This is a genomic window from Clostridium estertheticum (assembly GCF_011065935.2).
GTDB classification, from domain to species: Bacteria; Bacillota; Clostridia; order Clostridiales; family Clostridiaceae; genus Clostridium_AD; species Clostridium_AD estertheticum_A.
This window is the reverse complement of the sequence record NZ_JAAMNH020000002.1, coordinates 120,287-134,969: the sequence shown is the minus strand read 5'-3', so window position 1 is coordinate 134,969 and position 14,683 is coordinate 120,287. Positions and strand designations below refer to the sequence as shown.

Sequence of the window (14,683 nt, the reverse complement as noted above, 5' to 3'; positions counted from 1 at the left end):
GGAAGTTGAAGAATATATAAAAAACGCAGAATTAATCCATTACTTTAGTAATTCTAACAGTTGTTTGTATCATCCGTTTAGAATATTGTGAATTAAATATTATTCTGTACTACTCATGTTTACATAATTAATATTTATATTTACAAATCAAAAAAGCAATAGGTTTTATTATTAGTGCAATACCCATAATTATCATAAGTGAATCATAAGTATTAATAATAATCTTGTTTGCATTTATTAGTTCACTATATATAAGAATAACTGCAAAAAGTATACTGTAACTAACGCTTGAAGATTTTTCACTTATAAATTTCTTTCTTTCATCTTCATACCTTTCGTTTAAATTACTTTTTGTTCTCTTCAATAAATATATAAGGTACAAAAATGATAGGATACCTATAACAAGCGGAACCCAATAACCATTCTTTTTAGTAATAAACCCGAAAATTCCTTCACCTATAAAATATATTGCAAATATTCCAGCCCCTATAATTATAGAATCAGTTTTCTTTTTATTTTCCATTTCAATAGACCTCCTATTCAAAAATAAATATTTCTTCAATTATTTTATTAAATACTTTTGATATTTTGTAAGCGAGTATAATAGAGGGATTATATTTTCCTTTTTCTAGTGATATTATAGTTTGTCTTGAAGTTTCTAATAATTTTGCTAAATCTTCTTGTGTTAAGTTTCTTCTCTCTCTTAATTCTTTTATACGATTTTTCATATCAACACCTCTTCTTATGTAAAGTTAACCTTACATAAGAATTATATATCAAAATATGGTAAATGTAAAGCGTGCTTTACGAAAATTCTTACCTGTAATTTTTTCAAGTTACAAAAATAAAGCTTATTCATGCTAAACACATGAACAAGCTTTATTTCGTCATAACTTACCAGTGTGACGGATTTGAAGAAAAATACGAATTAAAACACAGTAAAATTCACTTTTGAAATAATACGATATTCTGGTTTCTTGACTTTATTTTCTCTCTACAATTTTACCACTATTTTTCAAAATACTATTCTCTGGAATATAACCCCTCACAGAACATAATGGATAAACAATACTACCTTTTCCTAATATTGTCCCTGGGTTTAAAACTGTATTACATCCTACTTCCGATGAATCACCTAAAATTGCACCAAATTTCCTTAAACCAGTTTCAATAATACCTATACCATATTTTACTTTTACTAACGTTCCATTGGACTTTAAATTAGAGGTTATTACACCTGCCCCCAAATGGGATTTATACCCTAATATTGAATCACTAACATAATTATAATGCGGAACCTGCACTTTATTAAAGAGAATTGAATTTTTAATTTCAGTTGAGTTTCCAACGACAACATCATTACCAATGATAACATTTTCTCTAATGTAAGCGGAATGCCTGATTTCGCAATTATAACCAATAATCGCTGGACCTTTTATCAGAGCACTTTTTTCAATAGTAGTGCCTTTGCCAACCCATATAAATTCCTCTATTCTTTCAAAATCATTTGGCAGAGTTTTTGCGTACTCAAAAATGAAAGTATTAATTCTTGTAAGAACTTCCCAAGGATGCTTAACCCCTCCAAATATTGCTTGTGCGTCTAATTCTCTCAATGTAAAAAGTTCATCAACGGAAATGCCCATCATAATCCTCCTTAATGTATTTCGCAATATTTTACAATTGTTCAACCATCGTAGAAATACGATTTTGAACAATAAATGAATATTCTGACCTAACGTTAGTATTTATACTCATGATTTCCAACAGATATTTTTTGATTTAATATTTCATTTTCCCATGGTTTTCTTATTTCAATAAGATTTAAAACGTTATATCCCATTTTAGATAAAAATGTTATCATCTTATCATTATTAGGATGTACCCAGTTAAAAACTGTAGTGCTACCCAATTCTTTTGCAATGTTCTCTGCCTTTTTATATAATTTTGAGGCTATTCCATTTTTCCTTGCACTATTAGAAACAAATAGAGATTCTACCCAAACTACACTATTATCAATTCTACAAACTAAATATCCTAATAGTTCTTTGCTATTATCTTCAGCGACAAAAATAGGAAATTTAGCCTCTATATATTCTTTAAATTCTTCCTTGGCTTGGTCTATTTTAGGTGTCGATGTAATTCCTTTAAGTTGTTTTAACTCTATTCTAAACTGTGCTATTAACCTATATATTTTTTCTTTATCATCAACTTTTGCTAAACGTATAATCATTATTTTCACCTCTTTAAATAATTCGCTTTATATGAAAAATATGAAATATTATCTATGTCCTTCTAATCGTGCCTTTATAAACCCCATATATGCTAGTGTTGCACTTTCAGATATTGGAGAAACCTCAAATCCACATTTTTTATAGAAATCATAATTTTCAGGAGTTGTATGTACCCACCAATTTCCATGAGGTAACTTCTGTAAACATAAACCTACTAATTTTTTACCAATGCCTTTTCCTCTATATGCATCTTTAACAGCAAGGTCTTGAATAGTTGCAGTCATAACTCTATCTGATACAACCCTTACCATTGCAATTATGTCTTCATTATCCCATACAGTGAAAACCCACGATGAATTTTTAAAGCAGATTTCGTACTTTTCATCTTGCCATTGTGGTTGATTTGAAGCCACCCAACCAACCTCGGTGTACATCCTCTTAATCATATCCGATTTAAGTCCATCTGCTCCTTCTCTAATAATAAAACCCTTATAATATTGATACATAATATTCCCCCCCAGAAATTTATTTTGTCATTAAGTCGCAATTTTTTACTAGGATGGCTTATCCCCGCTTTTGGGAACTTGAACTTCCCATTATAGACACAACCTACCCAATTTATCTAATTTCATTAGTAATTATTACAGTTGTTTATGACGAATCTTTAGAAGATTACGAAACTATTATCTGATATTTTTCTTATCATTTATGTAAATATCGAGTGCTTGAGTTGCTTTAATGGCAAGTTTAATCACTGCAACAAGTGCTACTATATAAAGGACATTAGTTATCCAAACTGTAATTTGTCCAAAAACATAAAAATTCATTTGAAAAATATAAAAAATAGCAATTAAAGCAATAAATACTGTACCTAATATATAATATATCTTTTTTTCCATTATATCATTTCCTTCCATTTTATATTTAGTAGTTTCATCGCAACAAAATACAGGTTCGACATATCTCCGTTACTCTTTTACTTAGAAATTTCTTTATAAAACATGACTTTTCAGATATCTCTGATATTCTACACACTCATCAAATAAATTTTAATTTTCCCAACTTCCGATTATAGACATAACCTGTCCAGTTTCTCGAATTTCTTTGCTTATCTAACAGTTGTTTATGACGAACTTAAAGAAAGATACGAAACAACTTCTTAGTTTAAATTACAATTTATACGTTTTGAACTTGTGTTATATTAATCCAATGTTCTCTTAATGAATTAACTTAGATACAGATTATTCTCATAATCTCTATTTTTTTTCACGACCTTTTAATCCCTTAGAGCCACTTATCGCACAAACGGCGACTACATATATTGCAAATAATAATCCAATTGCCGTAGTAAAACTATCTGACGTTCCCGCTGTTTTGTAGCCAGAAGTGAATAATTGAAAATATAAAGCAATAAAGATTAACGGGAGATTAATCAATAACATTGTAACCCCCGCACCTTTACACACCTTTTTCTCATCATATTTTTCTTTCGCATCTTTACTCATCATGTTATAACCTGCTACTAAGAAAGAACATTTACCACACAACAGAATCATAGTGATAATTGAGAAAATGCCTACTATTATCCAAACAAACCACATAATAATTCTCCTTCAAAATACTTTATACTTAGCTATTTTCTACAAGTTTAAAGCAACTCTTTAACTGAGAAATGTCTTCATATATCGCTGATATGCCCTACACCTATCTAGTTTTACACTTTTTTGACTTCTCATTATAGAAATAAACTGTCCAATTTATATCATTTTCAGTAATTTTTAAAATTGTTTATGACGAACTTTATGAACATTTTCTCCTATGTTATTGCCCTATATTATTTAAACCTAATATTGAGTAATAAATTAATATCTGTATATAATTTCCTTCAAATCATTAATCTGTTCTATAATCTCATTTTTCGCTTTATGACTTATATTATTAGGTGTCATAACAGGACAGCCTATGCCAATTCTATCATCATGTCTTCCATATTCAAGAGTAACAATTTTAGGAGAACAATAATCAAGTACATGCTTTAGAACATCATAACCCATTTTATTTATTTTTATATGAGACATGATATCTCCATTTTTTTCTGCCCAGCCATTAATATGGATTTCATACACTTTCTCTAGTGGAAGTTTATGTATATATGATATAAAGTCTTCACTTCTATCATATGCAGAGCAAAATGCATGGCTTACGTCTAGCAAAAAGTTAGTATCAGCTTGCCTTATGATTCGTGAAATAACATCTGGGTCTGTAACGAAAATTGAATTGCTTTTTTCCACATTTTCAAGTGTAATAAAATTTAATCCTTTAAACTTTGATTTTAAGAACTCAATATTACTAACTACTATTTTTATAAGCTCTTCTTTAGTAATTTTTTCATCAGCACCAGCTAAATGTAGTGAAATACCTGGGGTGCCCGTCATCTCAATCATCTTATTAATAATGTCTACTTGTAATTCATTTTTAAAATTAGTGGAACAAATATTATGTGGTGACGGGCACAATCCATGATATAAAATGGGTTTTATTTTCTTTACATCAAAAGCAAACCTTTGAAATTCAGATAAGTCATAACTTTTTAGAATATTCATATCAAAGGCCAATGCAGGGAACTTAAAATAATCAATTTGAATTTTATTATCTCTAACAAGTTCTTCAGTTTCAAGACTATAATTACACGCTAGATTAATCAAAACATATCCCCCTTTTCCGTATGTTTTCGATAAAAATACTTCTGATTTTAGACATAACCTGTCCAGTTTAATTGATTTCTTAAGTAATTCTTACAGTTGTTATGAGTCGGGTAGGTAGGGAGCCTTACGGCTCCTTTCCCCCCTAAGAACCGGACTTGTATGTTGCCACACATCCGGCTCAAGCCATCTTTTTACCTCAAACAAGTTGGTATTTGAACTTCTTGAACGCCTTCTTAATCAGTTTGTGTCCTTCTTTGCTGTTAGGTTCTATTTGATTATTTTTGAAGTAGGTGACGATTTTTGGTAAATCTCTTCCTCCTCCATATTTTTCAAGTAGTGTTCGGTGGTATCGCTGACAACTTTTATGTAATAATTCCAAGTTGTCATACCTTTCATCACCGCCTAATTTACTAGGTACAATTTGATTAATCTTTAAAGACTCTTCTCCCACTAATGATTGTTTGCATACTCTACATTTGTAATTACTGGATTTTGCTACCTTCCTTCTGCTCAAAACATTGTCTTTAATGAACTCCTTCTTGTCTCTTTTCTCAAAATACTCTTTTAAACTAGCATCATCATGGCTATTGTTGAATTTAACTACAGAGTGTCTCACTATTGGTATCCAACTCATTCTAAATAACTGAGTCTTTTTATCATGAGGGTCTGTTAGTATCCATTTATCTTTACTAACCCCTGTATTATCTGCTTTGAAATACTTTTGGTAAATCCATTTAAACGACTTCTTGGGGTGTAAAATTTTCAAATGCTTTCTTATCTTAATCCATATATAACTGTCGATGTTGCCGTATATCTTTTTTGCAACTTGGCTTGACCAGTAGTTTCCTATACCTCTTATTATTGGGTTTAATTTTTTTATTAAGTCACCGACTGGTTTCCCTCGCAGTTGTATAAACACATTCTTTATTGTTTCTCTGGCTTTTTTTATACTTGCCTTTGATGGTTTTATTAATAATCGCATACCGTTATTAGTTTTATACTGTCTTAGATTGAATCCAAGAAAATCCAATCCTTCACTAATATGCGAAACTTTAGTCTTCTCATCTGCAAGTGTCAGCCCTCTTTTATCAAGGTATGGTTTGAGATTTTGATACATATCTATAGCATCCTCTTTTGTTTTGCATACAATTACAAAATCATCAGCATATTTTACTACTCCAACCGAGTTCCTGGCTAATATATGATTACCTCTATCGAGGTAATATTTTACGCCAAGCTCTTCTTCCATACCATGCAAGGCTATATTGGCTAATAAAGGTGAGACAAGCCCACCTTGCGGGGTTCCAGAATGTGTATCATTGAATGAATTATTATCAACATATCCTGCTTTCAACCATTTATATATAGTATCTTTAGCAGGAAACCCCGTTAAACAGTCCATAATGTATTGATGATTGAGATTATCAAAGCAACCCTTGAAATCGCCCTCAAATACCCATTGTCTTGTACTTCTTGATGACAGTTTAGTGAATAAATTTACAATAGCATCTTGGGTTCTCCGCTTAGGTCTGAATCCATATGAAGAAGGTTCAAATTTTGCTTCCCATTGTGGCTCAAGAGCATTTTTAACTATGTTTTGAAATATCCTGTCTTTTATAACTGGTATTCCTAAAGGTCGCATCTTACCCTTTTTCTTAGGGATATATACTCTCTTAACTGGCTTTGGTCTAATATGTTTAATACTATATTTCTTGAGAAGATTATACAATCTCAATCTATCACTTGAAGTGATTGCAATTTGACCGTCAACACCAGCTGTTTTTTTACCTTTATTAATTTGTGTAACTCTTTTTATTGAAAGTAGCAAATTAGCATTACTTCTAATCATTAGCCTTTGAAGTTTTCTTACTTTTCTTTTGTTTCCCAACTGTTCGGCACGAAAAATCCGTTGGCGAAGTTTCTTCACATATTCATATATTTTCGTCCAGTCTATTAATGACCAGCTCTCTATATGTGGAGAAACAGCCGACGTATTAAATTTATTAATAGTTTTCATAACATGTTTCTCCTTAAAAAAGATTCCTCTTTACGTTTTCTTTCGTGTTGATGACCATGTGGAAGTCTGCCCTCTTTCGAGTGAGTTATAAAACTCTATCCAGCGAGTTATCTTTTCCCCTGGACTTTCGTCCTACTGGCATTCGCTTTCTCCACTATCCCTTACCCTCTGGTATTGTGGTTCTCTTTCGATTACCCTACCTCTATCGAGGAACACAAAGGGCCTATCAAGTTCCACTATTAGTAGATTCAAATGGGGAAGCATCCCTCTTTACTCCGATGGATATATGGGTTACTGCACGATTGGAGTGCGATACAATCTTTCCTATCCATATTAAGCTTGTTATACCGCAGTACGCTTATCTTCATTAACGAAGATTACAAAGGTTCAACTTTCATTTATACTTTCCATTTTTCCCCTAACCAAGTATTGCTTCTGCGTAAAGCAATGACCTTAGATAATTAACTCTCATGCAACCTACAAACCAATTACTCGGAGTGCAGCTTCGAGCGAGGATACGCTTAGTAACTAACGCAGTTTCTTACGAAACACTACTAATTAGCGACTTCTTGTCGCACCGACCTTTATGAAGATTGTGACTCAACTTGTCCAGATTGTAATACTATATTTACATACATCTACATTGTCTTTTTCATCAAAAATGATATCTAATAATTTACCATTGTTTTTTTCTATAGTTTTTTTAGATGCAATGTTGTTTACTTCACGAGTTATAATTGGTTCTTTTATTCCTATTTCTTTAGCCTTTTGTAATGCTAAACCTAAAATTTGTGTTCCATAACTTTTATTCCTATAATATGGTGATATGTCATATCCTATATGTCCATATAGTTCCATTTCTTGGCGTCTAACTCGTACTACTCCAATAACTACATTATTATCAATCATCCAAAATGTTGAAGTTTTGACCATACCTTCAGGTAAATTTATTCCCAGAGAATAATTATATAAATCATTTATATATTCTTCAAAGTTTTCTAATGACTTTTCATATATTTTATAATAGTCTTTATCATTAATATCTCTATATACTAAAACATAATCTCTAAAACTTTCTTGATATTCCTTATTTGGTTCTACTAAAAATAAACCTTTCATCTATAGCCCCTCCACCTTTTTCATTAATTCATAATACTCTACAGTTGTGACACCATATAAGACCATTGTAACGCAGTTTAAATATTACGCAGTGAACATTTTTTTTGCATTTCAGAATTAAATCTACTATAAATATCCCAGTTAATGCTGTAGCCGCTTATTAATCTTTTATTTAATTATTTAATGCCAAGATATTTCTTGCGTAATAGATGATAAATAATATCAAAAAACAAACCTAATAATATGAATGTTATAACCCAAGTGAATGATATATGATGGTTTGTACTATTTGTAATGATACCAATAATTATAAAAATTCCACCAACAAAAAAATAATGAAACCCTTCAGATTTAGACAATTTCTTTTCATCAATTTTACCATACCTTTTCTCCATATTTTTCAAATTTGTTTCTTTGCGTTGATACTTGTTTAAGGTAAAAGTTGTTACCCCAAATAACATATAACTTATTCCTAATATGAACGCCACAAACATTTTTCACACACCCTTTTTTTAGAATATAAGCAAATTTATATTTAATACATTGTATCTTTATTCAATTATATAAATATTAATATATATCCCTACTTTTAGTTCAACATATTTTACTATGTCGACACTTATGAAGATTGTGAATTAATGTAATATCATGTTATGCTTATACTACGGCGCTCTCACTTTCTGTTAATTTATGCAAAAATCGAGTTTCGTTTATAAATGGACGAACATAATCTGATATGACCAATGGCAAGCGTCGTCCAAACCATTCATGTATTTTAATGTTATGCAAATGCATTGACATAAAGAAATATATACTTGCAATAAAGAAAGCTTCAATCGAACGGTAATCGTTTTGATTAAGTGGGCGATGTTTTGAATATCCATCAATTACCGCTTTTCTTAGCTGAGTATAGTCGAATGTCCCCATAAGCCCTCCAAGGTCAAATAAAAATGGTCCATGACCACATAAGCCGAAATCTATAGGAGATACAATACCATCGTGTATTATAATATTCCCAAGCCCCAAGTCACTATGAATCAGACCGTGCCAGCCTTCTCGTGAATTTTCCTGCTCCATTTGATTGCATATACACATTGCCCCCTCATAGAGTTCAGTATACATATCATTGGTAAACAACCCCATGCCAATGCCTTCTTCAAGCGAATTTACCGCATTCATTACCCGCTCGGAATCATATGTAGGGCGTGGTAATTCGCAACTGTTTGGCCACTTAAGAACATAGTCATGCATTTTTGCAACGAGTTCACCGACTAAAAATGCATTATGAATTGCTGTATTTTCCAATTGGTTAAATGTTACGCCAGGCAACCACGATAATAGTGTTGCAAACCCACCATTTAATGGAAGATGAATTACATATCGACCATCTTTAGCTCTTATAGGCTTCTGAACATTAATATCACTATTTTCACTTAACCCGCTCAAAAACATCATTTCACTTTCAAGCCATTCAGCACGATGAATTAGGTCCAGCCCGTTTGCTGGTATGTGAATACGTAATACATAGTATAAGCCTTCTGAAAGTTCAACTTTCCAGACCAAATTCTCATTGTGGCGTAACAAGGTTAATGATGCATTCTCAATCCCATATTTCAATAAAGTATCTTTTGCTATATCTATAGGTTCCATAATAAATATCTCCTTTGCAAGCAGTTTTCAAATAATCTTTCTTTCGCATTTTTTAACTTCCCATTATACACATAACCATTTAAGTTTATCTACTTACTTTAGTAACTCCACATAATTTATTAAAGATAATGATCTTTTTTCTCATGATAAGTATTTAACCATTTCATTTGGAGCAATTTCAGTAAAACCGTTCTTTGGGTAAAAATTTTGTGCTTCGACATAATCCTCTGCAAACCTCGTATACACATTAGTTATGCCGTTGCTGGTTGCATAGGTTTCCGCGGTTTTAAGGAGTTGCCCACCAATTCCATTGCGCTTCAAGGATACTTTTACATAGAGCCTTTTCAACCACATTTCATGTTCATCAGTAGTTTTTGTACCTATGCAGCCGATAACTCTATCTTTTTCATCGACTGCTAACCAAAACATATCCCCTTTTGAAATGTAATATGTGTCAATATCTAATAAATCCTCGTTAAGCCTTGGAATTCTACCAAGTGCATTTTTTGCTTCAAGCACCATATAAATCATATCATCTCGATATTTGTTATTGTATTTGATAATTAGCATAACGTCACCTCGCAAAATATTAATACCTAAATAAGATACCGTTTAATCATTTCCCAACTTCCCATTATAGACATAATGTAATCTTTATCTATTAATATCTCTAAACATTGTATTAACATAATTCAACAAACATCCATATTTATCCTTCATAATTTGTAGAAAAAAGTAAAAATACCCGAGATATTACTCTCTCGGCATATTAATGTTTCTTATGATCCACTAGAGATTATTATAAAGAAAAAAGGCATTACTGCCTTTTGGATTGATGAACAATATAAGAAAAATATGACACATGGTTTAATAGAAATAATACTTATCTTCCATAGTGAATTAAATATTTTTTTCCTTAATGCTTTCGATATTTTTTCTATCAGCAATTTAAGTTCTCGTGATTGGTAGTGAGTATTTGCATTGCTAATAATATAATAGAATTTTTCTTGATATTACTTGATTTATAGTCGTTTTTTGTTCCTGTTGGTGTGAATAAGAGAAATGTTGGCTATACCCCATAGCCATCAAGCTAAGAGAATTCTATAAAAATAAAGCCCCCCATTTGTAGAAATGTTATCATTTGAAAGACAATAAAAAACACATCATTGGGGGCACATAATAATGATAACAGAAGAAAGATCAAAATTGGATGAGGATATACAACTTTTTGCTGATGAACTTAAAAAATGTTTTTCAGAAGTAGAAATTGAAGAAATAGCGAGAGAAACTGGTTTTGTAAAAAGAAAAGGTAAAATTAAAGCATGTGAATTCGTTTGTCTATGCTGCTTTATGGATGTTGAAGTTGCTAATAATACACTGGTTACCTTATGTACAAGACTTAGTGCAAAAATAGGCATAGTTATCTCAAACCAGGCATTAGACCAACGCTTAAATGAAAGATGCGTGGAGTTTTTAAAGAGGATTTTCGAGAAGCTATTACACCAAACAATAACAAATAGTACTTGTATAACAAGTGTATGGGATGAATATTTTAAGCGAATAAGAATACTTGATTCCACTGCGTTTCAAGTACCAGAAAGCTATAAAGATATCTATCCTGATCGGGTGGATGTTCTCAACCTTCAGGGGTAAAAATACAGCTAGAATACGAATTGAAATCAGGGAACCTTGTTAATGTACAAGTAGGTGCTGGATCAGGAAGTGACAATACTTTTGGGAGTAAGATAAGGGATACCATTAAAGCTGGCGACCTTATTTTAAGAGATCTTGGATATTTCAACTTTGAAGATTTTCTAGATGTAGAAAGAAAAGAGGCCTTTTATATATCAAGATTAAAACCTAATATAGCAGTGTATATAGAAAATGATAATATAGAGTATTATAAGAACGGTGCTCCTAGAAAATCAACTCTATTTAAAAGAATCTATATTTCTGAAATCATGAAACAGGTGAGCGATGGGGAACGTTATGAAATTAAGGATGTCTATGTAGGTAAGGAAAAGACGCTAAAAACTAGGCTTATCTTATATAAACTAACAAGAAAACAACTAAAAAAAAGATCAGAAAAGAGTGAGAAGAATGCTAAAAAGAAAGGCATAGAGAAAAGTGATAATACAATTGAATTATTAGGGATATCTATTTATAAAACCAATATTCAGGAAGCAGTTTTAAGTGCAGAGCAGGTCCATGAGTTTTATTCCTTGAGATGGCAGGTAGGAATAATCTTTAAAACGTGGAAATCTATATATCATATACACGGTGTAAAGCGAGTTAAAATAGAACGGTTTCAACGTCAGCTTTATGAGAAACTCATTTTATTACTTCTCAGTTCTACTGTAATGTTTAAAATGAGAACTTTAGTTTTAGAGAATAGAGGGCTTGAAACTAGTGAAATCAAAGCTTCTGAGATAGTGCATGAATACATTGATAGACTGTACTTTGAACTTGTGAAATTTCCAAGTAGAACTTTCAATACCTTAAAGCTAGTATTTGAAAATGTAGTTAAGAATGGTCTTAAATCTCAAAGAAACGATAAGAAAACTGTTTTGATATACTTGGGATTTGTTATAAACAAACATCAAGTAGGGTTAAAATCGCAGCATAAGCCAACTCAATAAAGTTCAAAAATTTGCACTTCATACGTGTTTTTTTGTTGTACCCTGAAATTGTTCATTACTAATATGGACTTGCGATAATCTATTGAAGCTCATGAAAAGAAAAAAACATTGGTAAAATATATAATTTAAACAGAGCTAACTGTTATTTAATTAGCTTAGCTTGATGGCTATGGCACTACCCCATTTAAACATGGTCCTTTAATAAAAAAATAGTAGTCCTCTGAATGAGACTACTATTTTTTATACAAAGAAAGTCTATATTTCTGCAGCTAGTATGTGGACTACGGTCACTAGTAATGCTAATATGCTAATAAATCCATGTATCTTTCTCCAATGCTTATTAAAGAATAAAAGTTTTTTTGAATGCTTACCATATATACCGCTAATAAGTACTATAATGTAAAGCAAAACAAGAAACCAACTTAAGGATAATATTATACTATGAAATTTGGTTACTACATGAACCAGGGCTTGAAAAAATGAAATATATCCATAAATACAATGTAGGGTTACTGCTCTTTTATAATCCTTAGCCAAGTCTTTCCTGGAACTTTTATCTACATACCTAATTTGACTTTTAATATTTTTAAATCTAAAATAATAAAACCCACTTATAATAAAAAACATAACTGCAAAATATGGTGATAATTTAAATATTATGAGCATTTACTATTTATCCTCCTTTGTTCATTATGCTTAGATATCATCTTTGTGCTCGTTTCAGTGTTTACTTATTAACTGTTAAATTGACTTCTGGATGTTTGATAGCTAAATTATTAAGTTGTATGTTTCCCTCCTGTTTTAAATAGCTGTCAAAAAAGGCCACACTAAATTCATTGATGGTTTTGTGAACTGAGCGAGGATTCTCACTTCTCCCCCCAAAAATAGGAAGTTGTAACAACGGAGAATAAAGTGTAAAGTCTGAGTAACTAATATGTGTTGTCTTTGGAATAAGTATAGATATTCCCCCTCCAGCTAATGCATTTTTTAATCGTTGGGTATATTCTTTTCTGGGAGCCTCAAATAACTGACGATCTCCTTTTCCACCTTTTTTTATAAAATCTTCGTAAGTGCTATTGTTTTTATCGGTAGTCTCTTCTGAAAGCATCATGAGAAACGGTTTTCCTATTCCCTTTTCTGGTGCTAATGATCCATAAAGCCCTGCATCCATTCCAATTGCTGCCTTCACACGGGAGTCTTTCATTAACATCTGTATGGATGTAGCACCTCCAAAGGAATGACCAAACGCTCCAATTTTATTCATGTCCATTCTACCAGTAAAGCGTCCACTGGTATCTTTACTGTTCAGCTCCTGAAGTTTATTAAGAACAAATTGAAAATCATCATCCCAAAGTGAAATATGCTCATCAAATTTCCTATAGCCGCTTAATTTCTCATCCATTTTATTAGTTGCAACGCTACCATCAGGGAATACTACAGATGCAGCATCATAAGTGTAATCGATGCCCACTACGATATAGCCATGGCTTGCAAGCTCCTCCACCTGGAACATATTTTGATTTCTAAAACCTAACATTCCATGTGAAAAAATCAATATTGGATAACTGGCTTCAGAATCTGACACTGATGCTTCAGGAACTGCATAAGTCTTAACAAACTCAAGACTATTTAAAATAAAGGCTGGTACACCCAACACACTTGTTGGCACTGCTTTTAGCATTTTTGAAGCGTTTTGAATATAAGGGCTTTGAGCTTTTCCATTACCTTCTTTTGTGGGATACCAAATTTGAACCATCAATTCACGTTTATCCTTTGGGTTATTTGAATATGGCTCTTTCCTTGTATTATCTACCCAATGATGAGACGTTGTACCAACTAGATATTGTCCAGTAGGCTTTTCTAATGTGAATACTGGCAAGGAAGTAGGTAATGCTATTGATATTAATAAATATAAAGTCAATATTGTAGTTTGAATAATAATAGTACGTTTGCTAATAGTGTACCCATTTCGTCTGAACAGAAAATGATAGCCTGTTAAAATAAGTGGTATCAAATACACAGGAAGCATCTCCCAACGCCCTCCTTCCACCACAAGCTGAATAGCAACTGAGCTAAATGCCACAGCTAAAGTAATAACACTATTCCATTTATACCTCTTACCACTCAAAATACCCCAATACAATAATGTGAAATTAAGGGTGATTAAAATTATTTCTAACGGTCTCATGTTTATCTTCCTCCTAAAACATTAATTTTTTCTTAGTTTAATTTTAAGAAGAATACCTTAATATTCTATCAATAGATTTATTAAGATTTATTAAGATTTTTCTTATTGCAGTTGATAATATGATACAATGAGAA

17 protein-coding genes are annotated in these 14,683 nt (G+C 31.6%); 2 read left to right on the top strand and 15 right to left on the bottom strand.

Annotation, left to right across the window (positions count from 1 at the left end):
• Nucleotides 1–127: 127 nt before the first annotated feature.
• The 13 genes from G9F72_RS26830 to G9F72_RS26770 all read right to left on the bottom strand — a co-directional run bounded on the left by G9F72_RS26830 (nucleotide 128) and on the right by G9F72_RS26770 (nucleotide 10,292).
• On the bottom strand, nucleotides 128–523 hold the full coding sequence (locus G9F72_RS26830; protein ID WP_164960028.1) for a DUF2178 domain-containing protein: 396 nt from the start codon (nucleotides 521–523) through the stop codon (nucleotides 128–130).
• Nucleotides 524–536: 13 nt separating this feature from the next.
• Nucleotides 537–728, bottom strand: coding sequence for a helix-turn-helix transcriptional regulator (locus tag G9F72_RS26825; protein ID WP_164960029.1), 192 nt, complete (start codon nucleotides 726–728; stop codon nucleotides 537–539).
• Nucleotides 729–983: 255 nt separating this feature from the next.
• Nucleotides 984–1,643: a UDP-N-acetylglucosamine pyrophosphorylase gene (locus G9F72_RS26820; RefSeq protein WP_164960030.1), complete on the bottom strand. Its 660-nt coding sequence runs from the start codon at nucleotides 1,641–1,643 to the stop codon at nucleotides 984–986.
• A gap of 95 nt (nucleotides 1,644–1,738) precedes the next feature.
• Entirely contained in the window at nucleotides 1,739–2,230 is a 492-nt protein-coding gene (locus tag G9F72_RS26815) for a GNAT family N-acetyltransferase (protein ID WP_164960031.1), read from the bottom strand.
• 48 nt (nucleotides 2,231–2,278) lie between these two features.
• Complete coding sequence (locus G9F72_RS26810; protein WP_164960032.1) at nucleotides 2,279–2,737, bottom strand: GNAT family N-acetyltransferase; 459 nt, start codon at nucleotides 2,735–2,737, stop codon at nucleotides 2,279–2,281.
• A gap of 177 nt (nucleotides 2,738–2,914) precedes the next feature.
• Nucleotides 2,915–3,130, bottom strand: coding sequence for a hypothetical protein (locus G9F72_RS26805; RefSeq protein WP_164960033.1), 216 nt, complete (start codon nucleotides 3,128–3,130; stop codon nucleotides 2,915–2,917).
• A gap of 357 nt (nucleotides 3,131–3,487) precedes the next feature.
• Nucleotides 3,488–3,832: a DUF3784 domain-containing protein gene (locus tag G9F72_RS26800; RefSeq protein ID WP_164960034.1), complete on the bottom strand. Its 345-nt coding sequence runs from the start codon at nucleotides 3,830–3,832 to the stop codon at nucleotides 3,488–3,490.
• A gap of 261 nt (nucleotides 3,833–4,093) precedes the next feature.
• A complete protein-coding gene (locus G9F72_RS26795; RefSeq protein ID WP_164960035.1) occupies nucleotides 4,094–4,936 on the bottom strand; it encodes a DUF692 family multinuclear iron-containing protein in 843 nt (280 codons plus the stop codon).
• Between the two features lie 196 nt (nucleotides 4,937–5,132).
• Entirely contained in the window at nucleotides 5,133–6,953 is a 1,821-nt protein-coding gene (gene ltrA, locus G9F72_RS26790; protein ID WP_164960036.1) for a group II intron reverse transcriptase/maturase, read from the bottom strand.
• A gap of 600 nt (nucleotides 6,954–7,553) precedes the next feature.
• Nucleotides 7,554–8,072 (bottom strand): GNAT family N-acetyltransferase, encoded by a 519-nt coding sequence (locus G9F72_RS26785; protein ID WP_164960037.1) that lies wholly within the window; start codon nucleotides 8,070–8,072, stop codon nucleotides 7,554–7,556.
• 176 nt (nucleotides 8,073–8,248) lie between these two features.
• Nucleotides 8,249–8,566, bottom strand: a complete 318-nt coding sequence (locus tag G9F72_RS26780; RefSeq protein ID WP_164960038.1) for a hypothetical protein — start codon at nucleotides 8,564–8,566, stop codon at nucleotides 8,249–8,251.
• Between the two features lie 163 nt (nucleotides 8,567–8,729).
• Entirely contained in the window at nucleotides 8,730–9,722 is a 993-nt protein-coding gene (locus G9F72_RS26775) for a phosphotransferase enzyme family protein (protein WP_164960039.1), read from the bottom strand.
• Between the two features lie 141 nt (nucleotides 9,723–9,863).
• Nucleotides 9,864–10,292 (bottom strand): GNAT family N-acetyltransferase, encoded by a 429-nt coding sequence (locus G9F72_RS26770; protein ID WP_164960040.1) that lies wholly within the window; start codon nucleotides 10,290–10,292, stop codon nucleotides 9,864–9,866.
• A 612-nt stretch (nucleotides 10,293–10,904) separates the two neighbouring features.
• On the opposite strand from G9F72_RS26770, the gene G9F72_RS26765 reads away from it, so the two are divergent.
• On the top strand, nucleotides 10,905–11,375 hold the full coding sequence (locus tag G9F72_RS26765) for a hypothetical protein (RefSeq protein WP_224676339.1): 471 nt from the start codon (nucleotides 10,905–10,907) through the stop codon (nucleotides 11,373–11,375).
• A gap of 20 nt (nucleotides 11,376–11,395) precedes the next feature.
• Nucleotides 11,396–12,361 carry an IS4 family transposase gene (locus tag G9F72_RS26760; RefSeq protein WP_263487241.1) on the top strand — a complete coding sequence of 322 codons (966 nt, stop codon included), beginning with the start codon at nucleotides 11,396–11,398 and terminating at the stop codon, nucleotides 12,359–12,361.
• A gap of 255 nt (nucleotides 12,362–12,616) precedes the next feature.
• Here the strand turns inward: G9F72_RS26760 and G9F72_RS26755 are convergent, their stop codons facing one another.
• Both G9F72_RS26755 and G9F72_RS26750 read right to left on the bottom strand, forming a co-directional pair.
• Nucleotides 12,617–13,027 carry a hypothetical protein gene (locus G9F72_RS26755; protein ID WP_164960041.1) on the bottom strand — a complete coding sequence of 137 codons (411 nt, stop codon included), beginning with the start codon at nucleotides 13,025–13,027 and terminating at the stop codon, nucleotides 12,617–12,619.
• A gap of 61 nt (nucleotides 13,028–13,088) precedes the next feature.
• On the bottom strand, nucleotides 13,089–14,549 hold the full coding sequence (locus G9F72_RS26750; protein WP_164960042.1) for an alpha/beta hydrolase family protein: 1,461 nt from the start codon (nucleotides 14,547–14,549) through the stop codon (nucleotides 13,089–13,091).
• Between the last annotated feature and the right edge of the window lie 134 nt (nucleotides 14,550–14,683).